The following is a 22210-nucleotide window of genomic DNA, read 5'->3' as shown; positions in this document are numbered from 1 at the left end:
AATTCAAAAGCCCCGGCTTGGTCCGGGGCTTCTTTTTTGGCATCGCTGGATTTGCGGGGCAACTCCCGGCCTCAGGCCATCACCGAGAATCCGCCATCGACGGGAATCGCGGTGCCCGTGACGAAGTTCGACGCGGGCGATGCCAGGAACACGGCGATGCCGGCAAAGTCATCGATGTCACCCCAACGCCCCGCAGGGGTGCGCGCCAGCACCCGCTCGTGCAATCCCGACACCTGCTGCCGCGCGCCGCGGGTGAGATCGGTGTCGATCCAGCCCGGCAGGATGGCGTTGACCTGGATGTTGTCGGGCGCCCAGGCATTGGCGCAGGCGCGGGTGTACTGCACGATGCCGCCCTTGCTCGCCGCATAGGCGGTCGCGAAGCTCGCGCCGAAGATCGACATCATCGAGCCGATATTGATCACCTTGCCGTTGCCGGATGACTTCAGCGCCGGATAGGCCAGCTTCGAGCACACGAAGGCGCTGGTGAGGTTGGTGTCGATCACCTTGTTCCACTCGTCGAGCTCGAGCTCGTGCGGCGGCTTGCGGATGCTCATGCCGGCATTGTTGATGAGAATGTCGATGCGGCCGAGCTCCTTGACGACGCGGTCGATCATGGCGGCGACTGCCGACTTGTCGGTTACGTCGGTGGTGACAGCAATCGCCTTCACCCCGCGCGGCCTGAGGTCAGCCACGGCGGCGGCGGATTTGGTCTCGTTGCGTCCGACCACGGCGATGTCTGCGCCGGCATCGGCAAGGCCGCGCGCCATGCCGAGCCCGATGCCGCCATTGCCTCCCGTGACGATGGCGACCTTGCCGCGGAGATCGAACCGACTGGATGTCATGCTTGTATTCCCTGGTTTCTTCTATTGGTTGCTCTGCCAGATCAGCACCAGCCCGAAGCCGGCCATGGCTGCGCCATAGCCGGCCCATTGCAGCTGGTTGACCATGAAGCTCGATCGCGGCCACGGCACGGTGCCGGTGCCCTGTCCGATCCAGAGCAGCCCAAGGGCAGTCGCAAACAGGCCTGCCACAAGCAGAAATCTGCGCATGCATCCCTCCCATCGGTCCGCTTCTGTCGCGACTCGCGGCATGAACGATTGCTGCGGCCACGAAAGCTTGGGGCGCACAGTAACCGTAGCTTCGCTTCGGATACAATGGCGGCACTGGTGCACGCTGCCGGCGGGGAGGGAGCGTGTGCGGGAAAAAGCAACTCGCGGCTGCGGCGATGAGCGGTGCTTCGGCGAGTACTCACCGACGCGTGCAAGTCATTGGCGGTCAGCGTGAGCGCCCACCCTCAAAGCGAAAAAGCCCCGGCGATGCCGGGGCTTTGACGTTTGAACTTGCGTTCAGATCAGTACTTCGCGACGACCGGACCGGTCCAGTTGAAGCGGTAGACCAGCGAGGTCGAGATCGTCTGGTTCCAGCTGTTGGCGCGGATGCTGTTGCCGACCGGAAGGTTGCTGCCGTCGAGCAGTTCGTCCTGAGTCTTGGCATTGTAGAAGGCCGAACGATACTCGGTCTTCATGAACCAGCCGGGCGACGTGATGCCGAAGATGTTCAGGCTGTTCTCGACGCCGCCACCCACGAACCAGCCATGCCGATCGTAGCTGCTGAGATGGGCGCCCACGGGAGTGCCGCCCAGCGTCGTGAAGTTGGTCTGGCCGAAGTGAGCGCCGGAGTAACCGCCGTTGACGTAGGAGAGAACGTTCGGAGCAACCAGCCAGCCGAGGCGCACGCCCGCGGCCCAGGATGTTTCCAGCTTCTGGTTGCCGGTGATGCCGAGGGTCGGATCCTGGATGGTGGCGCGGATGCTGCCGAACTGACCGTCGGCGAACACACCGGCGACCCAGGTGCCGCTGAACTGCCAGTCGTAACCGGCGCCGACCGTGCCAAACCAGCCCGAGCCGCCCTGGCGCTGGGTGATGGTCAGTGGGGTGCCGCTGAGGGTGTCGACAACGCTCTGGTCAGCATTCGAGAGGCCGCCGCCGCCGCCGCCGAAGACGTAGAAGCCGGTCCAGTTGGCAACGGGCGCCGCCACCGGAGCCTTCACATAGGGGCGAGCCGCGAGGTCGGCTGCCGAGGCCGAACCGGTCATCGCCGCGACCGCGGTCAGAGCGAGCAAAATCTTCTTCATGTTAAAATCCCCAACCTTGGTCTGTAGGCGCGAGCGCACTGAAGTCCGTGTCATCTGATGCCCGAACTATAGACGGTTCTCGCCGAAATGCTGTTGCCGGGCAGGCACAGTCGCCGGAAAACGCCGGTGCGGGGGTATTTGCGGGGCGGTCGCGGTGATCGAAAATAATCCATATATTTCAATTAGTTAAGAGAATTTCGGAGTTTTAATTTCGGGTAACGACTCGTTAGCAAATTCGGCTTTGTCCGAAATGGAGGCAATCCTGCCTCGGGCTTGGCGCCTGTGAGTCGATGGCCGAGTCGCCAAGCGGCGATTGCGGGAAGATGCGCGCGTCCCCTCAAACGAGACAGCCCCGGCCTTAGGCCGGGGCTGTCTCGCGATTGGCCTGGTTGCGGCCTCAGACGTCCAGCAGCTCCTCGCTGGCAAACTCGGCCTTGTCCGAGATGAAGGCGAAGCGCGCTTCGGCCTTGGTGCCCATCAGACGCTCCACCGAATCCGCCGTGGTGTCGCGGTCGTCGGGCAGCAGGACCACCTTGAGCAGCGTCCGCTTGCGCGGATCCATGGTGGTTTCCTTGAGCTGCGCCGGCATCATCTCGCCGAGGCCTTTGAAGCGGTTCACCTCGACCTTGGCATTGGCGTTGAACTCGCTTTTGAGCAGCGCGTCCTTGTGCGCGTCGTCGCGGGCGTAGACCGACTTCGAGCCGTGCGTCAGCTTGTAGAGCGGCGGCACGGCGAGGAAGAGATGGCCCTCGTCGATCAACTGCCGCATCTGCCGGTAGAAGAAGGTGATCAGCAGCGACGCAATGTGGGCGCCGTCGACGTCGGCGTCGGTCATGATGATGATGCGCTGATAGCGCAGATCCTCTTCGCGATACTGCAAGAGCTGCCCGCAGCCGATCGCCTGCACGAGGTCGGAGAGCTGCGCGTTCGCCGTCAGCTTGTCCTTGCCGGCTGAGGCGACGTTGAGGATCTTGCCGCGCAACGGCAGCACCGCTTGCGTCTTGCGGTCGCGCGCCTGCTTGGCGCTGCCGCCTGCCGAGTCACCCTCGACGATGAACAGCTCGGATCCTTCGGTGCCGGCGTCGGTGCAGTCGGCGAGCTTGCCGGGCAGGCGTAGCTTCTTGCCGGCGGTTTTCCGCGCGGTCTCTTTTTCCTGCCGCCGCCGCAGCCGCTCCTCGGCGCGGTCGATGACGAAGTCGAGCAGCCGGTTGGCCATGTTCGGATTGCCCGACAGCCAATGGTCGAACGGATCCTTCATCGCCTGCTCGACGATGCGCTGCGCTTCGGCGGTGGCGAGGCGATCCTTGGTCTGGCCCTGGAATTCCGGCTCGCGCACGAACACCGACAGCATCACGGCGGCGCCCACCATCACGTCTTCCGAGGTGACGGAGGCCGCGCGCTTGCCCTGGCCGACGCGCTCGGCGTGATCCTTCAGGCCGCGCAACAGCGCGCTGCGCAGGCCGGATTCGTGCGTGCCGCCATCGGGCGTCGGCACCGTGTTGGTGTAGGAGGAGAGGAAGCCGTCGGCATCCGCGGTCCAGGCCACCGCCCATTCGCAGGCGCCATGCGCGCCGTTGCGCCCCGACTTGCCGGAAAAGATGTCCGGATGCACCAGCGTGTCGGCATGGATTGCGGCGGCGAGATAGTCCTTGAGGCCGCCGGGGAAGTGGAACGTCGCCTCGGAGGGCACGTCCTCGATGCCCTTGAGCAGCTCGGGCGCGCAGTTCCAGCGGATCTCGACGCCGCCGAACAGATACGCTTTCGAGCGCGTCATCTTGAACAGGCGCTGCGGCTTGAACGCGGCCTTGGCCCCGAAGATGTCGGTGTCGGGCTTGAAGCGCACGCGCGTGCCGCGGCGGTTGTTGACCTTGCCGAGGTCCTCGAGCTTGCCCTTCGGGTGACCGCGCTCGAACGTCATGCGGTACAGCTTCTGGCTGCGCGCGACCTCGACCTCGAGACGCGAGGAGAGGGCGTTCACCACGGAGATGCCGACGCCGTGCAGGCCGCCCGAGGTCTCGTAGACCTTGCTGTCGAACTTGCCGCCCGAATGGAGCGTGCACATGATGACTTCCAGCGCCGACTTCTTCGGGAATTTCGGGTGCGGATCGATCGGGATGCCGCGACCGTTGTCGGTCACCGTCAGGAACCCATCCGCGCTGAGGTCCACCTCGATGAAGGTCGCGTGTCCGGCCAGCGCCTCGTCCATCGAGTTGTCGATGACTTCGGCGAACAGGTGATGCAGCGCCTTCTCGTCGGTGCCGCCGATATACATGCCCGGCCGGCGCCGCACCGGTTCCAGGCCTTCGAGCACCTCGATGTCGGCCGCCGTGTAATCGGCTTCCCCGCCGCTTCCGCGCGGCGCCGCCTTGGCGGCGCGGGGCTTCGGCTCGTCGCCGCCGAAAAAGTCGTCTTTCGCTTTGGGTTTCAACTGCTTGGACATATATCTTGATGCGTTTTGAGGGCCGCGGAAGCGGCGAATCGGTTAGGCCGACTATGCCACTTCTGACTTGGAAAGGTTACCTTAGGGCGGGCCGGGCGATGTGGGTTGGGAGCCAATCCCGGCGATTTTACGCCGCAGGCCCGTTAGTTCCCGCCAATTTGACGTCCCGACCTTAGCCATGTCGGGTTTTGTGACTTGATGTCACACAAGTCCTTGGCTTACCAGTCCTTTTCATCGAGCAGCACCTTGAGACGGGGCGAGAAGGCTATTTTGGATGGAGCAATTTGCGCACGCCCTGGCTGATTTCGTGCGCGTTCACCAGGCTTGGGCGGCGCCAATCGTGTTCCTGCTCGCGTTCGGGGAGTCGCTTGCGTTCATCTCGCTCTTGATCCCGGCCTGGGGCGCGCTGGTGGCCATTGGCGCGCTGATTGGCGTGAGCGGCATTAGCTTCGTTCCGGTCTGGATCGCCGGCGGCCTCGGCGCGGCGCTGGGCGACTGGGTCTCCTACTGGTTCGGTTATCGCTACAAGGAACACGTTGCCCAGATGTGGCCGCTCTCGCGCTATCCGGAGCTGCTGCCCAGGGGCGAGGCCTTCGTGCGCAGCTGGGGCATACCCAGCATCTTCATCGGCCGCTTCTTCGGCCCCTTGCGCGCCTCCGTGCCGCTCGCGGCCGGCATCTTTGAGATGCCCTACTGGAGCTTCCAGGCCGCCAATTTCGTCTCGGCCCTGATCTGGTCGGCCGTGCTCCTGCTGTTCGGCGACGTGCTCGCGAAGATCATGGAATGGATCTGGCGGTTGATCTGAGTCCGGTCACCTTGACGGGAACCGGATCTGGCCTTATAGCCGCGCGCCATGATCAACGCCGCGACCATTCTGTTCGCCCGTCGCCGCCGCCGCATTTTAGCGGTTTGGGCGGTCGATCGCGTTTGAGATCATCGTCTTTGCCGCTGGACCCGATCCGCGGCATCTTCTCTCCTGTCAGCGCGATCTGATCCGGCGGCTCCCACAAGGAGGCCCAGCAGGAGACCACGATGTACACGCCACCCTTTTTCAAGCAGGACCGCGCCGCGAGCCTGAAATTCGCCGAACAGCGCGGCTTCGGGACCATGTGCGCCTTTGACGGCCAAAAGCCCATTGCTTCGCCATTGCCGTTCTATTTGACCTATGCGGCGGACGGCACGCCGCAGGCCGCCTTTCATGTCGCCCGTCACAATCCGCTGCTAAAGCTTGCGGGCGGCGATGCGTCCTGGCTGCTCGCGGTCAACGGCCCCGATGCCTATGTATCGCCGGACTGGTACGTCTCGCCGGACCAGGTGCCGACCTGGCTCTACCAGTCGGTGCATCTGAGCGGGCCGGTACGGCCATTGTCGGACGAGGAGCTCTCGGTGCAGGTCGACACGCTCAGCGACAAGTTCGAGAGCAGGCTATTGCCGAAAAAACCCTGGACCTCGGGCAAGATGACGGCGGGCCGGCTCGAGACGATGAAGAAGGCGATCGTGGGGCTGGTCATGACGGTTGAGGAGGTCGAAGGCAGCTTCAAGCTGAACCAGCACAAATCCGACGCCGATTTCGCAGCGATCGCCAACGCGCTGAGCGACGGCGATGCCGACGCGAAGCAGATTTCCCAACTGATGCGGCAGACCCGGCCGCAACTCTTTGCAAACGATACGAACAAGCTCGAAAGGACCGCGCCATGAGCCTCGCTGAGACGACGAAAACCCCGACCACCGGCGCGGCCAAGAAGCCCGCCACCGTCTTCGTCGATGGCGGCTCCGGCACCACCGGGCTCGGCATCAATGAGCGGCTGAAGCTCCAGGGCGACGTCGCGGTGAAGACCATTGCCGACGACAAGCGCAAGGATCCCGCGGCAAAGAAGGCGCTGATGGAGGAGGTGGATCTCGTCATCCTCTGCCTGCCGGACGATGCCGCCAAGGAAACGGTCGCTCTTGTCGACAGCATGGGGGCTCAAGCGCCGAAAGTGCTGGACGCCTCGACCGCCTACCGGGTTGCGCCGGACTGGGCCTACGGCTTTCCCGAGCTGACGCCCGACCAGGCCGGCAAGATCAAGGCCGCGAAAAAGGTCTCCAATCCCGGCTGCTATCCGACCGGCGCGATCGCGCTGCTGCGGCCGATCGTCGATGCCGGTCTGTTGCCGCCTGACTATCCCGTCACCGTCAACGCGGTGAGCGGCTATTCCGGCGGCGGCAAGTCGATGATCGCGAGCTTCGAGGATGGCAGCGCGCCGTCCTTCGAGCTCTATGGCCTCGGCTTCGAGCACAAGCATCTGCCGGAGATGCAGCTCTATTCCAATTTAACGCGGCGGCCGATCTTCATTCCATCGGTCGGCAACTACCGGCAGGGCATGCTGGTCTCGGTGCCGCTCCAGCTCGACACGCTGCCGGGCAAGCCTGGCGGCGCCGACCTGCAAGCGGCGATGGCAAAGCGTTACGCCGGCTCGAAATACGTCAAGGTGATGCCGCTGCAGAACGAGGCGACCAAGGGCGGCCGGCTCGAGCCGGAGGCGCTCAACGAGACCAACATGCTCGAGCTCTACGTCTTCGCCAGCGACAAGTATCACCAGGCGTTGCTGGTCGCCCGGCTCGACAATCTCGGCAAGGGAGCATCCGGCGCAGCCGTGCAGAACATGCGCCTGATGCTGGGCCTGCCGGAGGAGGAGTAGGGCAGGCCCGTGCGCCGGACGCAGCGCAGCGCCTCTTGGCGGTGCGCTGCAGACCGGGGCCCATTCTAGCTTTGCTTGTGGCGTTCTGGGTCCCGGCTCTGCGGCGCATCACTGTCGTGCTGCGCCTTGGCCGGGACACGGGACGTCGACTTGCGCGAAGTCCTCAGTACTTCGCGATGACCGGGCCGCCGAACCGGTAGTTGATGCGGGCGGTGATCAGATCGACGTCCTGCTTGATGCGGTCGGTGCGCGAGAACGTGCCGACAGGCGCCAGCGCGCCGTTGGACGTCAGCGTGACGTCGTGCCGGCCCATGAACAGATGGTCGTATTCGAGGCCGACCGACCAGTTCGGGGCAAAACCGTACTCGAAGCCGACGCCGACCGCAGCGCCCCAGCGGGTCTCGTCGGCACGATCGAACTCCGCCCCGGCCAGACCGCCGGTGCCGGCGCCCCGGTAGCGATCGCTGGTGACGGCGGCGCCGCCCTTCACATAGAGCAGTGCGTTGTTCCAGGCGTAGCCGACCTGGCCGGTGAACAGGCCGAAGGCATCGATGCGGGTGCGGTTCTCGACGCCGAGAATGGCGCTGGCATTCCTGCCATGGAGGTCGGCCCAATCGCCTTGCGCTTCGAGACCAAACACGAAGGCGCTGCTCTGCCAGCGATAGCCGACCTGGCCGCCGGCCACGGCGCCCGTCGCATCATGGCATCCTTCGGCAACGCCGGCGCCGAAGCCGGCGATCTGGTCCCAGCACTTGCGCGATGAACCGTAGCCGCCGTTGGCGCCGATGTAGAAGCCGCTCCAGTCATAGATCGCCGCGATCATCGGCGGCGCCTTGGTGTAGGGACGGGCGGCGAGATCGGCGGCACTGGCCGATGTCGTGACTGCTGCGAGCGAGAGCGCGCCGAGCGCGGATGCAATCTTCCAATTCATGTCGGCCCCGAATCAATCAATTGCGATGGGCAAATATAGCTGTGGATCGACGAGCCAGCGTGCTGGCAGAGCGGGGCGTTGCCGATTCTTCCGAACTGTCATCCTTCGGCAACAGTTCATGTCTGACCCAACCTTTGGTTGCAGTCCGGGAACGTGTTTTAGCGCGGCACCACCACCCCGCGCCCGGAATGCGTGCTCAAGCGCCCCTGACAATTGCCAGCTATGCGGCGACCCATTCCAGCAGCGCGTTTTGCGCGTGGAGCAGGAAAGCCTTCGCGGCCGTGCTCTGACATGCAGGATGGGTCATCGCGGTGGCGCTAACCTCCTTGCCTCTGGTCACGGGCGGGCAGGGCAGGAAAATGACGTCGCGACGGCACCTGTCGAGAAGGGGCGCCGATATCTGGTATTGAAGGAGTTGATCGGCCCGTCCGCCATCATCGACGATGACGGCCACGCGTTTGCCGGCGAGGCTCTGCGGCATGGCGCGGTCGGTCCATGCGGTCGCGAGCACCTGTGCGCGCGCAACAATAGACAGGATCGTGTCCGCATCGAGATCCTGAAACCGGAGGAAGTCCCGGCTGGATTCGCTAGGCATGAACCCGCATCCGGGCGCGTTCAAACCAGCCCGAAGATCGCCAGCGCCAGCACGGCCTGGGCGAGGAAGCCGACGGTGAAGGCCAGCGTGCGGAACACCGGGATTCCTATCGCATAAACGATGATATGTGCGACGCGCGACCAGAAATAAACGGCGCAGGCGAGCACGGTCCATTTCGTGGAATAGTCGATCGCGTTCAGGATCAGCACCAGCGGCGCGAAGATCACGAGGTTCTCGACCGCGTTGTCATGCGCGAACATCAGCCGGTTCGCCCACTCCGCCTGCGGCTTGTCGCCCCGCGAGGGGTTGGCCATGGCACCGCTCAACCCGCGAACCTGGCATCGGTTGATGATGTAGGGAATCCAGAGAACCCCCGTCAGGATCACCGTCAGTGTCAGCCAGAACAATTCGCGTGTCATAGTGGCGGTCCCCTGAGTCGTCGCTGGATTGAGGCGAGTCTATACGAAGCGCGGGACATTCCGCTATGCGCGAACTCTGACATAGCTGCCGGGCGCGTCCTCGATCGGTGGAAATGCTTCGCTGCCGACCGCGCGCGCCGGGACTTCCTCGGGATCGAGCCCGCCCAGCCACTCCCGCCAGTCCGGCCACCACGAGCCCTTGTGCTCCATGGCGCCCCTCATCCACTGCGCGATGTTGGCGTCCTTGATGTTGTCGTTGGTCCAGTACTGGTACTTGTTCGAGGCGGGCGGATTGACCACGCCCGCGATGTGGCCCGAGCCCGACAGCACGTATTTCACCGGACCGCCGAAGAACTGCGAGCCGTACAGCACCGAGTCCGCGGGCGCGATGTGGTCTTCGCGGGTGGCGAGATTGTAGACGGGGACCTTGACCTTGGAGAGATCGAGCAGGGTGTTGTCGAGCACCATCGTGCCGGTGGAGAGCCGGTTCTCAAGATAGCAATTGCGCAAGTAGTAGGAATGGTTGGCTTGGGTCATGCGCGTGGCGTCGGAGTTCCAGTGCAGCAGGTCGAACGCGCTCGGCTGCTGGCCCTTCAGATAGTTGCTGACGACATAGGACCAGATCAGGTCGTTGGAGCGCAGCATGTTGAAGGCCATCGCCATCTTCGAGCCCTCGAGCACGCCGGCCGTCTTCATATCCAGCTCGAGGGCTGCGATCTGCTCCTCGTCGACGAAGACGAGGAGATCGCCGGCATGGGTGAAGTCGACCTGGGCGGCGAAGAACGTCGCGGACGACACGCGCTGACGGCGCTTCTCGGCGAGCCAGGCCAGCGTGGTCGCGAGCATGGTGCCGCCGACGCAATAGCCGGCGGTGTGCACCTTCATCTCGCCGGTGACCTTCTCGATCACGTCCATCGCCGTGAGCGGGCCTTCCTTCATGTAGTCTTCCCAGCTCTTGTTGCCGAGCCGCTTGTCGGGATTGACCCATGAGATCACGAACACGGTGATGCCCTGGTCGACGCACCACTTGATGTAGGATTTCTCCGGCTTGAGATCGAGGATGTAGAACTTGTTGATCCAGGGCGGCACGATCAGGAGCGGGGTGCGCAGCACCTTCTCCGTGGTCGGCGAATACTGGATCAGTTGCATCATCTCGTTCTGGTAGATCACTTTGCCCGGCGTCGTCGCCATGTTGACGCCGACGACGAGATTGTCCGGATTGGACTGGCGGATCTTCAGCATGCCTTTGCCGGCCGCGATGTCCTCGGCCAGCATCGTCAGTCCGCGCGCAAGGTTCTCGCCGCTGGATGCGACGGTCTCGCGCAGCACCTCGGGATTCGTCAGCACGAAGTTCGATGGCGAGAGCGCGTTGGTGACCTGCTGGACGTAGAACTCGGCCTTGCGGCGCGTGTGCGGATCGAGCCCTTCTGCATCGCGCACCAGCTCCTGCGCCCATTTGGTCGTGAGCAGATAGAGCTGCATGACGAAATCGAAGAACTGGTTCGACTTCCATTCCGGATCGGCAAAGCGCTTGTCGCGCGGCGAGGGCGCGATTGCGGGCTGGGCCTCCTGGCCGGCCATGCGGCGCGCCGCCGAGCCCCAGAGGTCGAGATAGTCCTTGGCGAGCTTGGCCTGGAGATCGGAGGAGCGGGACGTATCCGACAGCCAATATTCGGCGACCGACGTGAAGGTCTTGACGACCTCGGCGAGCTCGGCCGGTGGACGATCCTGTACCTCGCCGCTCTCGCGCGGCTTAAGGTAAGCGGCAAGTGCCTTGCCGCCGCTCTCCATCGCCCGCGCGACATTCATCGCGAAGGCTTCCGCATCGAACTTCGTCTCGGGTTTCGGCGTGTCGGTCGTGGCCATACTCATGAGCAGAACAGTAACGATTCATTCCGTATTCGTCACCGCGAAGCTCGCATGTTTGACGTTAAACACTCTCGAAGATGTGTTGCACTGCGACAAATCTTCTTGGTTCCGTCACAATCGGGCCGCACCGCTCGGCTTGTTGGGCATTGGCTGTTTTCTCGCTCACGCCATCTGGGCAGCAATGGTTTGAGCTTGGGCGCGGTCTTGGGTAAGGTTGCCTGGGGCCGTGCTTTGGGACGAGTAGGGGATTTCCCAAGTGTTGGCGTTATGGGACCTGCAAAGGACGCTGCCGATCTGCGGCGCGCTGTTGATTGCGGCACTCGCCCTGGGCGGGTGTTCGAGCCAGCTCGCGGATCTGGCGCCAGCGGATGCGCAGCCGCATGTGAGGGAGCCCGGCACCTATCTGCCGGTGCACGATCTGCCGCCGGATCGCGATCAGGCAACCATTCCGCCGGAGCAGCGCGCCAAGATCGAGGCCGAACTCGCCGCTGCGCGCGATCGCCAGGCTGTGGCCGCCAAGGACGCCAAATAGGCCCGTGACATGAGACGGGCAACGTAATCGCTGGCGCCTCCGCTTTGCCGTGCTAAAAGACCTCGGTTCAGCCACGAGTCAGGGCGAACGACTTCAGTCTTCGTCGTCGACGATTGCTCTAAGTATTTGATTTTGAGTAATTTTCGCGACGATTCTGAACGCCTTCTAGAATGGCCCTCGTGGCCTGTCGATTCTGTCCTGACCGGTTGCCCGGAGCCCAGAGAGCCATGGAAGAATTTTACCGCATTCGCCGCCTTCCGCCTTACGTGTTCGAGCAGGTCAACCGGGCCAAGGCGGCTGCGCGGAATGCCGGCGCCGACATCATCGACCTCGGCATGGGCAATCCGGACCTGCCGGCACCGCCGCATGTGCTGGAGAAGCTGAAAGAGACGCTCGGCAAGCCGCGTACCGACCGCTACTCGGCCTCGCGCGGCATCCCCGGGCTGCGCCGGGCCCAGGCCGCCTACTATGCCCGTCGCTTCGGTGTGAAGCTGAACCCCGACACCCAGGTGGTGGCGACGCTGGGTTCGAAGGAAGGTTTTGCCAACGTGGCGCAGGCGATCACCGCGCCCGGCGACGTCATCCTCTGTCCGAACCCGAGCTACCCGATTCACGCCTTCGGCTTTTTGATGGCGGGCGGCGTGATCCGCTCGGTGCCATCGGAGCCGACGCCGCAGTTCTTCGAGGCGGCCGAGCGGGCGATCATCCACTCGATCCCGAAGCCGCTCGCGCTCGTCGTCTGCTATCCCTCGAACCCCACCGCCTATGTCGCGAGCCTCGATTTCTACAAGGACCTCGTCGCCTTCGCGAAGAAGCACGAGATCCTGATCCTGTCCGATCTCGCTTATGCCGAAGTCTATTTCGACGAGAACAACCCGCCGCCCTCGGTGCTGCAGGTGCCGGGCGCGATGGACGTCACGGTCGAGTTCACCTCGATGTCGAAGACCTATTCGATGGCCGGCTGGCGCATGGGCTTTGCGGTCGGCAATGAGCGCGTGATCGCAGCGCTCGCCCGCGTCAAATCCTACCTCGACTACGGCGCCTTCACGCCGGTGCAGGTCGCCGCGACCGCGGCGCTGAACGGCCCGGACGATTGCATCAAGGAGATGCGCGACACCTACCGCAAGCGCCGCGACGCGCTGGTGGAATCGTTCGGCCGTGCCGGCTGGGAGATCCCGCCGCCGGAGGCCTCGATGTTCGCCTGGGTGCCGCTGCCGGAAGCTTTCCGCAGCGTCGGCAGCATGCAGTTCGCAACCCTGATGGTGGAGAAATCCGGCGTCGCGGTCTCGCCCGGCGTCGGCTTCGGCGAGCATGGTGAAGGATATGTCCGCATCGCCATGGTGGAAAACGAGCAACGGATCAGGCAGGCCGCGCGCGGCGTGCGCCGCTTCCTTGAAAGCGGCATCGAAACGTTGCACAACGTCGTTCCGCTCGCCAATCGGCGTTGAGTTCTCTTCGGCAGGTTTTCTAAGGCATCATGGTTGCACCCCTGAAAGTGGGCATAGCGGGGCTCGGCACCGTGGGCGCCGAAGTTGTCCGTTTGATTGAAACGCAGGCGCGCGTGCTCGCGGGCCGCAGCGGTCGCGGCATCCGTGTCGTCGCCGTCACCGCGCGCTCGAAGGCGAAGAAGCGCGGCATCGACCTGCGCGGCGTCGAATGGGCAAAAGATCCGATGGCGCTCGCCACCCATCCGGAGGTCGATTGCTTCGTCGAGCTGATGGGCGGCGCCGGCGATCCCGCGCTGTCGGCGGTGGACGCCGCGCTGGGCGCCGGCAAGTCGGTCGTCACCGCCAACAAGGCGCTGCTGGCCAAGCACGGCCTCAAGCTCGCCAAGGCGGCTGAAAAGCACGGCGGCGCGCTGAATTTCGAGGCAGCCGTCGGCGCCGCGATCCCCGTCATCAAGACGTTACGCGAAGGTCTTGCCGGAACCGGCATCAACCGCGTCTACGGCATCCTCAACGGCACCTGCAATTACATCCTGACCCGGATGGAGCAGGAGGGCCTGTCCTTCGCCGAATGCCTCAAGGACGCGCAGCGGCTCGGCTATGCCGAGGCGAATCCGTCATTCGACGTCGACGGTCACGACACCGCGCAAAAACTTGCCATTCTCGCCAGCCTCGCTTTCGGCACGAAAGTTGCTCAAAGCGCGGTGTATGTCGAAGGCATCTCATCCATCGCGCCGGAAGATCTTCGCGCCGCCGCCGATCTCGGCTACCGCGTCAAGCTGCTCGGCGTTGCGGTTCGCACCGCCAAGGGCATCGAGCAGCGCGTGCATCCGACCATGGTTCCCAAATCCTCCTCGATCGCGCAGGTGATGGGTGTCACCAATGCGGTCACGATCGATGGCGAGGGCATTCCGCCGATCACGCTGGTCGGCCCCGGCGCCGGGGGCGCAGCGACCGCATCCGCGGTGGTCGCCGATATCGCCGATGTCGCGCGCGGCATCCGCGCCAATCCGTTCGGCCGGCCGATCTCGCAGCTGCGCGACACCAAGAAGGCGCCGATGGAACGGCACGAGGGCGGTTACTACATCCGCTTGCTCGCGCGCGATTTTCCCGGCACTGCGGCGGCGATCGCGACCCGGCTTGCGGAGCAGAAGATTTCGATCGAGTCGATCGTGCAGCGTCATCCCAATGGCGGCGCTGCGCCGGCCGACGGCAAGGTGGTCCCCGTGCCCGTCATTCTGATAACCTATGCCACGCATGAGGACGCCGTGCGCCGCGCACTCGCCGCCGTGCAGCACGACAAGGTCATCAGCGGACGGCCGCAGGTGATCCGGATCGAGAAGAACTAGAGCATGACCCGGACCCGGACCCGGAGCGCCGCGCTAGCGCAAAGTGCGAAGCGGTTTTCCGGAAAGTGCATGCTCAAACTAAAAGGCGGTCGTTGGTTCGAACGAACACCGGGCGTTGAGAGTTGATGCGGGCAGAGATCTCTGTCCCAAACCGTTTCGAAGGAGTAAGCCGATGTCGTCCCATATTTCAGTCCCGCCGCACGCATTGCTCGAGCGCATCCTCACGCTGGAGATTGTGCGGGTGACGGAGCGGGCGGCGGTGTCGTCGGCGCGACTGCGCGGGCACGGCAACGAGAAGCAGGCTGACCAGGCCGCCGTCGACGCCATGCGCCGCGAGCTCAACAAGCTGCCGATCGAAGGCACTATCGTGATCGGCGAAGGCGAGCGCGACGAGGCGCCGATGCTCTTCATCGGCGAGAAGGTCGGCATGAATGCCGGTCCCCAGGTCGATATCGCCGTCGATCCGCTCGAGGGCACCACGCTGTGCGCCAAGAACATGCCTGGCGCCATCGCGACCATGGCGATGGCCGATGGCGGCACGCTGCTGCATGCCCCCGACGTCTACATGCAGAAGCTCGCGATCGGGCCAGGCTACGACAAGGGCATCGTCGATCTCGACGCTTCGCCGGCCGACAACGTCCGCCGCCTCGCCAAGGCCAAGGGCGTCAAGCCGGAAGGCATCACCGTTCTGGTGCTCGATCGTCCGCGTCATGCGGACATCATCGCCAGCGTGCGCTCGACCGGCGCCGCCGTGCGCCTCATCACCGACGGCGACGTCGCCGGCGTGATCCACTGCGCCGATCCCGACAACACCGGCGTCGACATGTATCTCGGCACCGGCGGTGCGCCGGAAGGCGTGCTCGCGGCCGTGGCGCTGCGCTGCATCGGCGGCCAGATGCAGTGCCGCCTCATCCTCGATTCCGACGAGAAGCGCGAGCGCGCCGCCAAGATGGGCGTCAACGATCCCAAGATGATCTACGGCATCGAGGACATGGCGCGCGGCGACTGCCTGTTCGCCGCCACCGGCGTCACCACGGGCTCGCTGCTCTCGGGCGTCAAATTCCGCAAGGATGGCGTGATCGAGACCGAGACGGTGGTGATGCGCTCCGTCACCGGCACCGTGCGCTACATCAAGGCCGAGCACCGCGAGCTCGCGAAGTTCCATTTGGATTGAGAAGTCATTCCGGGGCGACGGGACCGCGCAAAGCGCGCGGCCCGGAGAACCCGGAATCCATCGGGCGGCAGTGTCCGGTGCGAAATGGATTCCGGGTTCGATGCTGCGCATCGCCCCGGAATGACAACGATAAAAACAAAAGGAAGCGCACATGTCCGATCTCTCCGCCGTCAAAGCCCTCGTCTTCGACGTGTTCGGCACCGTCGTGGACTGGCGCACCAGTTTGGTCACCGATTTCATGTGGTGGGGCAAGCAACGCGGCATCGCCGCTGATTGGACCGCCTTGGTCGACGGCTGGCGCGGCATGTACATGGCCTCGATGGACGACGTGCGCAAACATCCCGAGCGCGGCTACGTCATGCTCGATGATCTGCACCGCCGCTCGCTGGAAAAGCTGGTCGATCAATTCTCGATCAAAGGCCTCACCGAGGCCGATCTCGATTACCTCACCAAGGGCTGGCATCGCCTCAATCCCTGGCCCGACAGCGTCGCCGGCCTGAGGCGGCTCAAGACCAAATTCGTGATCGCGCCGCTCTCGAACGGCAACGTCGCGCTGCTCACCAACATGGCGAAGTTCGCGGGTCTCCCATGGGACCTCATCATGTCGGCCGAGCTGTTCGAGCACTACAAGCCCGATCCCGAGACCTATCTCGGCGCCGCGCGCCTGCTCTGCCTCAAGCCGGAACAGGTGATGATGGTCGCCGCCCACAACGGCGATCTCGCGGCCGCGCAGAAGAACGGATTGAGGACCGCGTTCGTGGCGCGGCCGACCGAATACGGTCCGCTTCAGAAGGTCGATTTCGAGGCCACCGGCAATTGGGACATCGTGGCGAAGGATTTTGGCGGCATCGCCGACAAATTGGGCTGTTAGGCCGCGCCTTGATGAGGCGCTTGGCCCGGTTGCTTCCAGGGCCGCCCTGGCGCAGGTAACGTGACATGCGAGAGAGCATGGGTAGGCGGGTCCCCGAGCGCTATCAACATCTCCGAACTTTCGCGTTCGGCGACAGCCCTGCGCTGGCGGATGAACTGGTCGAGCTCGTCGTCAAGGGCATCAAGACCGCGACGTGCAGCACCGAAGACGAGCCGAACACCTCCACGCCCGGTGAGCGCTGGGTCGTGCTCGACGGGCGAGGTGAGCCGCGTTGCGTCATTGAATCCATCGACGTGACGTATCGCCGCTTCAACGAGGTCGACGCAGCCTTTGCGCATGAGGAGGGAGAAGGCGACCGGAGCCTGGCCTATTGGCGCCGTGCCCATCAGTCCTATTTCGGCAGGCTTGGGCGGTATAGCGATGACATGATGCTGATGTGCGAGCGTTTTCGCCTGGTCGAGGTGTTCGGCGACATGCCGGGCGAGGGCTCATAGCTTCAGCACCGCGACGCCGTTGTGCGCTTGCGCATGCGGTTCACGGGCCTAATCGCCGGGCGCGCAGAACGTCGCAATCGCAAGGTCGATTCGCCGGTCCAGCACGCGGCGATTGAGCTTAAATCCGGTGTCGGTCAGCAGCTTGAAATGATCATGGCCGAACACCATGCCGAACAGCATCTCGGCGATCAGGTGCAGCGGCACGCCGTCGAAGCGAGGCTCCAGGCGAATCGTCCTGAGCAGGTCGACGATATGTTCGGTGCCGCTTTCCATAATGACCTCGGCGAACATGCGCCCCAGCTCCGGCGAGGCCTGACGTTCACCGATGATCAGACGCTGCAGGGCGATCTCGCCCGGCGATAGCGCCACGTCCGCCGCCTCCCGGAGCATGTTTCGAAGCCGGGTCACCGGCGATCCTTCCGAAGGCGCGTCTGCGTAATCGGCTTCGGGCAGGCTGCGCAGCAGCATGGCGCGAAACAGCTCGGTCTTGCTCTCGAACAATTTGTAGAGCGTCTTCTTCGACATTCCGGCGGCGCCCGCGATGTCGTCCATCGTCGTCGCGGCAAAGCCCTTGCTGGTGAAGGTGTCCTTCGCCGCCGTCAGCAACTGCATCATGCGTGCGTCCGGGGCGGCGCGGTCAACGCTCCGTTCCGCAGTGGGATTGCGGTCGACGCGCCTGCGATTCTCCGAGGTCTTCGCCATGTCAAACCTGCCGCCGGATCCGGGCTTCTTCACGACTGCTTGAGCCCGGTCATGGAGACAGCCTAGCACTTGACTTCAAGGATGGAAACTACCAAGTTTCCAAATGGAAACTGAATAGTTTCCATTTGTTTCCGTGCGCGGTCTTCATGGGGAGCGCGCAATCACCCATGGATCGTCATCATGCGTCCCTCGATCGTCCTCGCCGTTCCGCTCATTGCTCTGCTGCTCGCTGCTTGCGGGGAGCAGGGCCAGCAAGCGGAATTCCCGCAGATGGTGCCGGAAGTCGGCGTCCTGACCTTGAAGGCGCAGCAGGCGAAGATTTCGACGGTCCTGCCGGGCCGCGTCGTGGCCTACCAGGTCTCCGAGGTGCGGCCGCAGGTCACCGGCATCCTGCTCAAGCGCGACTTCGTGGAAGGAGCCGAGGTCAAGGAGGGCGACCTGCTCTATGAGATCGACCCCGTGCAGTACAAGGCTGGCCTCGCCAGCGCAGAGGCCGCGGTGCAGCGAGCCGAGGCAACGCTGGTCAGCGTTAAGCTGAAGGCCGCGCGCAAGACCCAGCTGCTCCAGACCAACGCGGCAAGCCAGCAGGACGTCGACGACGCAGTCGCCGCCTACAAGCAGGGCGAGGCGGATCTGAAGGCGGCCGAGGCCAACCGCGACACCGCCGCAATTTCGCTCGACCGTACCAAGGTCACCGCGTCGATTTCGGGCCGGATCGGCAAGTCATCGATCACGCCCGGTGCGCTGGTCACCGCCAGCCAGGCAACCGCGATGACGACGATCCAGCAGCTCGATCCCGTCTATGTCGATCTCGACCAGTCGACCTCCGAGATGGAGCGCCTGCGCAGCCAGATCGCGAGCGGGAAGCTCAAGCGTCCGGCCGAGGGCGTGCAGGTCGAACTCTTGATGGAGAGTGGCAAGGCCTACGGCCACAAGGGCAAGTACGGCTTCACCGATGCTAGCGTCAACGAGAGCACCGGCTCGGTCTCCTCGCGTGCGATCTTCGCCAATCCCGAGCGGGCGCTGCTGCCGGGCATGTATGTGCGCGCCCGCGTCGTCGCCGGCGTCGATCCGAGCGCGATCCTGGTGCCGCAGCGGGCGGTGTCGCGCAATCCGCTGGGGAAGGCCGTCGCGATGTTCGTCGACAAGGACGGCAAGGTCGAGCAGCGCACGCTGGATCTCGGCGAGGACGTCGACGGCAACTGGTTGGTGCGGTCGGGCGCCAAGCCGGGCGATCGCCTCGTCGTCGACGGAACGCAGAAGGCCCGTCCCGGTGCTCCCGTGAAGACCGTCGAGGTCGCGGTCGATCCGGCAACCGGCCTCACGGTGAATTCGACGCGGCAGGCCGACGCGCGGCCGGCGGCCGCAACAACCGAGCAGTAATCGTCATGTCGCATTTCTTCATCAAGCGGCCGATCTTCGCCTGGGTCATCGCCATCCTGATCATGCTGGGCGGCGTGCTCGCGATCATGCGGCTGCCGATCGCGCAATATCCGCAGATCGCGCCGACCGTCGTCACGATCACCGCGACCTATCCCGGCGCCAACGCCCAGACCGCCGAGAACTCGGTGACCAAGGTCATCGAGCAGAATATGACGGGCCTTGACTATCTCCAATACATGTCCTCGTCGAGCACCTCGACCGGCGTCGTGCAGATCTCGCTGACCTTCACCAACGAGGCCGATGCCGACATCGCCCAGGTCCAGGTGCAGAACAAGCTCCAGCTCGCCACCCCGCTGCTGCCGCAGGTCGTGCAGCAGCAGGGCATCAAGGTGGTGAAATCGTCGGCGAGCTTCCTGATGGTGCTCGGCTTCGTGTCCGAGGACGGCAGGCTGGCCGCCAGCGACATCGCCGACTACGTGGCGTCCTCGGTCAACGATCCCATCAGCCGCGTCGCCGGCGTCGGCCAGGTGACGTTGTTTGGCGCCGAATACGCCATGCGCATCTGGCTCGATCCCGACAAGCTGGCCAAATACAATCTGATGCCGGGCGACGTCACTGCGGCGATCCAGACCCAGAACACGCAGGTCACCGCCGGCCAGCTCGGCGGCCTGCCGGCCGTCGGCGGCCAGCAGCTCAATGCCACCATCACCTCGCAGAGTCGCTTGCAGACGGTCGAGCAGTTCAAGGACATCATCCTTCGTACCGCGTCGTCGGGCCAGGTGGTGCGCATCGGCGACGTCGCGCGTGTCGAGCTCGGCTCGAAGTCCTATGATTCAGCGGCGCGCTACAACGGCAAGCCCGCCGCCGGCATGGGCATCAGCCTTGCGACCGGCGCCAATGCGGTTGCGACCTCGGAGGCGGTGAAGGCGCGCATTGCCCAGCTCAGTGCCACCATGCCGGAGGGGCTTCGCGTCATCTACCCCTACGACACCACGCCCTTCGTCAAGCTGTCGATCGAGAAGGTGGTGCACACGCTGTTCGAGGCTATCGTCCTCGTCTTCGTCGTCATGTTCGTGTTCCTGCAGAGCTGGCGCGCCACCATCATTCCGACCATCGCGGTGCCGGTGGTGCTGCTCGGGACCTTCGGCGTGCTCTCGCTTGCTGGCTATTCCATCAACACGCTGACGATGTTCGCGATGGTGCTGGCGATCGGCCTCCTGGTCGACGACGCCATCGTCGTGGTCGAGAACGTCGAGCGCGTGATGGCCGAGGAGCAGCTCGGCCCGCGCGAGGCGACCGAAAAGTCCATGCGCGAGATCACCGGCGCGCTGGTCGGCATCGGCGTGGTGCTCTCGGCCGTGTTCATCCCCATGGCGTTCTTCAACGGCTCGGTCGGCATCATCTACCGGCAGTTTGCGCTGACCATCGTCACGGCGATGCTGCTCTCGGTGCTGGTGGCGCTGGTGCTGACACCGGCGCTGTGCGCCACCATCCTGAAGCCGGCGAAACATCATGGCACCCGGCGCGGATTCTTCGGGCTGTTCAACCGTGGCTTCGACCGCATGGCCGACGGCTATCAGCGCGCCGCGGGCGGCGCGATCAGGCGCGTCGCCGGCGTCCTGATCGCCTTCGTGGCGGTCGTCGCCGGCATGGTCGTCCTGTTCCAGCGGCTGCCGAGCTCGTTCCTGCCCGAGGAAGATCAGGGATCGATCATGACCCTGATTCAGCTTCCGGTCGGCGCCACCGCGACGCGCACGCTCGATGTCATCAAGCAGATCGAGCATCAATATCTCGATAACGAGAAGGACACCGTGGCGGGCGTATTCGCGGTCAGTGGTTTCAGCTTTGCGGGGCAGGGGCAAAATGTGGGCCTGGCCTTCGTCAGCCTGAAGCCGTTCGACGAGCGCAAGAGTCCTGCGAGCTCGGCGCAGGCCGTGGTCGGCCGCGCCATGGGGGCGTTCGCAAAGATCCGCGACGCCATGGTATTTGCGGTGCTGCCGCCCCCGATTCCGGGCTTCGGCAATGCCGGCGGTTTCGACGTCTACCTGCAGGACACCGGCGGCAACGGTCACGAAGCGCTGATCCAGGCGCGCAACCAGCTGCTGGGCCAGCTGGCGACGGATCCGCGCGTCGCGCAGGCGCGGCCGAACGGGCAGGACGATACGCCGCAGTTCAACCTCGACGTCGATCAGGCCAAGGCCACGGCTCTCGGCGTCAACCTCAGCGATCTCAACACCACGCTCTCGGCGGCCTGGGGCGGCGCCTATGTCAACGACTTCATCGACCGCGGCCGCGTCAAGCAAGTCTATGTGCAAAGCGACGCGCCGTTCCGCATGGACACCAGCGACATCGGCCGCTGGTACGTCCGCAATGCCGCGGGCTCGATGGTGCCGTTCTCGGCGCTGGCCACCGATCGCTGGAGCTTCGGCTCGCCGCGCCTGGAGCGCTACAACGGCGTTGCCGCCGTCGAGCTCCAGGGCCAGGCGGGGCCGGGCATCAGCTCGGGCCTCGCCATGCAGGCGGTGGAGGAGCAGATGGCCAAGCTGCCCAAGGGCTACGGCCACGAATGGACTGGATTGTCGTTCCAGGAGCGGCTCACCGGCAGTCAGACTCTGTACCTCTATTCGATCTCGCTCCTGATCGTGTTCCTCAGCCTTGCTGCGCTCTATGAGAGCTGGTCGGTTCCGTTCGCGGTCATGCTGACGGTACCGATCGGCGTGCTCGGCGCGCTGCTCGCCGCGACGCTGTTCGGTCAGGCTAACGACGTGTATTTTCAGGTCGGCCTGCTCACCACGATCGGTCTTGCGGCGAAGAACGCGATCCTCATCGTCGAATTCGCCCTGGAGCAAATTGCCGCCGGCCGCAGCCTTGTGGACGCTACGCTGTACGCAGCGCGTCAGCGTCTGCGCCCGATCCTGATGACGTCGCTCGCCTTTATCCTCGGCGTGCTGCCGCTGGCAGTGGCGACTGGCGCGGGCTCCGCCAGCCAGAACGCGGTCGGCATCGGCGTTGCCGGCGGCATGATCGCGGCAACCGTCCTCGGCATCTTCTTCGTTCCGGCGCTGTTCGTTCTGGTCCGGCGGATATTTCCGGGCGCGCGAACGGACGCTGTCGCCTCGGAGTCACGTGCCCTCACACAGCCCGCGGAATGAGGCGAGCCCGCGGAATGAGGTGCATCGCAGCTCCGGGCA

Annotated in this window: 19 protein-coding genes and 1 pseudogene; 11 read left to right on the top strand and 9 right to left on the bottom strand. The window is 64.5% G+C overall.

Features of this window, described 5'->3' with window-relative positions; all coding sequences use genetic code 11:
* Positions 1 to 71: 71 nt before the first annotated feature.
* From CVM73_RS24130 to parE, 4 genes are all read right to left on the bottom strand, one after another.
* The gene (locus tag CVM73_RS24130; protein ID WP_100234348.1) at positions 72 to 842 is read right to left on the bottom strand and encodes an SDR family NAD(P)-dependent oxidoreductase; all 771 of its coding nucleotides are present in this window, start codon (positions 840 to 842) and stop codon (positions 72 to 74) included.
* A gap of 21 nt (positions 843 to 863) precedes the next feature.
* Positions 864 to 1049, bottom strand: coding sequence for a hypothetical protein (locus tag CVM73_RS24125; RefSeq protein ID WP_025036050.1), 186 nt, complete (start codon positions 1047 to 1049; stop codon positions 864 to 866).
* A 302-nt stretch (positions 1050 to 1351) separates the two neighbouring features.
* Complete coding sequence (locus tag CVM73_RS24120) at positions 1352 to 2134, bottom strand: outer membrane protein (protein ID WP_167407022.1); 783 nt, start codon at positions 2132 to 2134, stop codon at positions 1352 to 1354.
* Positions 2135 to 2531: 397 nt separating this feature from the next.
* On the bottom strand, positions 2532 to 4574 hold the full coding sequence (gene parE, locus CVM73_RS24115; protein ID WP_100234346.1) for a DNA topoisomerase IV subunit B: 2043 nt from the start codon (positions 4572 to 4574) through the stop codon (positions 2532 to 2534).
* Positions 4575 to 4848: 274 nt separating this feature from the next.
* On the opposite strand from parE, the gene CVM73_RS24110 reads away from it, so the two are divergent.
* From CVM73_RS24110 to argC, 3 genes are all read left to right on the top strand, one after another.
* Entirely contained in the window at positions 4849 to 5379 is a 531-nt protein-coding gene (locus CVM73_RS24110) for a DedA family protein (RefSeq protein ID WP_100234345.1), read from the top strand.
* A 227-nt stretch (positions 5380 to 5606) separates the two neighbouring features.
* Entirely contained in the window at positions 5607 to 6272 is a 666-nt protein-coding gene (locus CVM73_RS24105) for an FMN-binding negative transcriptional regulator (RefSeq protein ID WP_100234344.1), read from the top strand.
* Positions 6269 to 7255 (top strand): N-acetyl-gamma-glutamyl-phosphate reductase, encoded by a 987-nt coding sequence (gene argC / locus CVM73_RS24100; RefSeq protein ID WP_100234343.1) that lies wholly within the window; start codon positions 6269 to 6271, stop codon positions 7253 to 7255. Before CVM73_RS24105 ends, argC begins: the two co-directional genes overlap by 4 nt.
* 163 nt (positions 7256 to 7418) lie before the next feature.
* Here the strand turns inward: argC and CVM73_RS24095 are convergent, their stop codons facing one another.
* The 4 genes and pseudogenes from CVM73_RS24095 to CVM73_RS24080 form a co-directional block, all read right to left on the bottom strand.
* Complete coding sequence (locus CVM73_RS24095) at positions 7419 to 8186, bottom strand: outer membrane protein (RefSeq protein WP_100234342.1); 768 nt, start codon at positions 8184 to 8186, stop codon at positions 7419 to 7421.
* A 220-nt stretch (positions 8187 to 8406) separates the two neighbouring features.
* A pseudogene (locus tag CVM73_RS41815) lies at positions 8407 to 8601 on the bottom strand (ornithine carbamoyltransferase); the annotation flags it as partial.
* Positions 8602 to 8801: 200 nt separating this feature from the next.
* Complete coding sequence (locus CVM73_RS24085; protein WP_100234340.1) at positions 8802 to 9200, bottom strand: MAPEG family protein; 399 nt, start codon at positions 9198 to 9200, stop codon at positions 8802 to 8804.
* A 63-nt stretch (positions 9201 to 9263) separates the two neighbouring features.
* The gene (locus tag CVM73_RS24080; RefSeq protein ID WP_167407021.1) at positions 9264 to 11072 is read right to left on the bottom strand and encodes a PHA/PHB synthase family protein; all 1809 of its coding nucleotides are present in this window, start codon (positions 11070 to 11072) and stop codon (positions 9264 to 9266) included.
* Between the two features lie 253 nt (positions 11073 to 11325).
* Here CVM73_RS24080 and CVM73_RS24075 point away from each other — a divergent pair, with 253 nt between their 5' ends.
* The 6 genes from CVM73_RS24075 (at position 11326) to CVM73_RS24050 (ending at position 16934) form a co-directional block, all read left to right on the top strand.
* Positions 11326 to 11601 carry a hypothetical protein gene (locus CVM73_RS24075; RefSeq protein ID WP_100234338.1) on the top strand — a complete coding sequence of 92 codons (276 nt, stop codon included), beginning with the start codon at positions 11326 to 11328 and terminating at the stop codon, positions 11599 to 11601.
* A gap of 227 nt (positions 11602 to 11828) precedes the next feature.
* Positions 11829 to 13049, top strand: a complete 1221-nt coding sequence (locus CVM73_RS24070) for an LL-diaminopimelate aminotransferase (protein WP_100234337.1) — start codon at positions 11829 to 11831, stop codon at positions 13047 to 13049.
* 29 nt (positions 13050 to 13078) lie between these two features.
* A complete protein-coding gene (locus CVM73_RS24065) occupies positions 13079 to 14395 on the top strand; it encodes a homoserine dehydrogenase (protein WP_100234336.1) in 1317 nt (438 codons plus the stop codon).
* A 172-nt stretch (positions 14396 to 14567) separates the two neighbouring features.
* Entirely contained in the window at positions 14568 to 15569 is a 1002-nt protein-coding gene (gene glpX / locus CVM73_RS24060) for a class II fructose-bisphosphatase (protein ID WP_100234335.1), read from the top strand.
* Between the two features lie 151 nt (positions 15570 to 15720).
* A complete protein-coding gene (locus CVM73_RS24055; protein ID WP_100234334.1) occupies positions 15721 to 16440 on the top strand; it encodes a haloacid dehalogenase type II in 720 nt (239 codons plus the stop codon).
* A 77-nt stretch (positions 16441 to 16517) separates the two neighbouring features.
* On the top strand, positions 16518 to 16934 hold the full coding sequence (locus CVM73_RS24050; protein WP_100234333.1) for an ASCH domain-containing protein: 417 nt from the start codon (positions 16518 to 16520) through the stop codon (positions 16932 to 16934).
* A gap of 48 nt (positions 16935 to 16982) precedes the next feature.
* Here CVM73_RS24050 and CVM73_RS24045 read toward each other — a convergent pair whose 3' ends face one another.
* On the bottom strand, positions 16983 to 17636 hold the full coding sequence (locus tag CVM73_RS24045; protein WP_245452417.1) for a TetR/AcrR family transcriptional regulator: 654 nt from the start codon (positions 17634 to 17636) through the stop codon (positions 16983 to 16985).
* Between the two features lie 180 nt (positions 17637 to 17816).
* Between CVM73_RS24045 and CVM73_RS24040 the strand changes: the two genes are divergently transcribed.
* Together CVM73_RS24040 and CVM73_RS24035 are read left to right on the top strand one after the other, a co-directional pair.
* Entirely contained in the window at positions 17817 to 19019 is a 1203-nt protein-coding gene (locus CVM73_RS24040; RefSeq protein ID WP_100234332.1) for an efflux RND transporter periplasmic adaptor subunit, read from the top strand.
* Between the two features lie 5 nt (positions 19020 to 19024).
* Positions 19025 to 22171 carry an efflux RND transporter permease subunit gene (locus CVM73_RS24035; protein WP_100234331.1) on the top strand — a complete coding sequence of 1049 codons (3147 nt, stop codon included), beginning with the start codon at positions 19025 to 19027 and terminating at the stop codon, positions 22169 to 22171.
* Positions 22172 to 22210: the final 39 nt, after the last annotated feature.

Source organism: Bradyrhizobium forestalis, from assembly GCF_002795245.1.
Taxonomy (GTDB): Bacteria; Pseudomonadota; Alphaproteobacteria; order Rhizobiales; family Xanthobacteraceae; genus Bradyrhizobium; species Bradyrhizobium forestalis.
The sequence above is the reverse complement of the archived record's forward strand: the minus strand, read 5'-3'. Positions and strand labels throughout refer to the sequence as shown.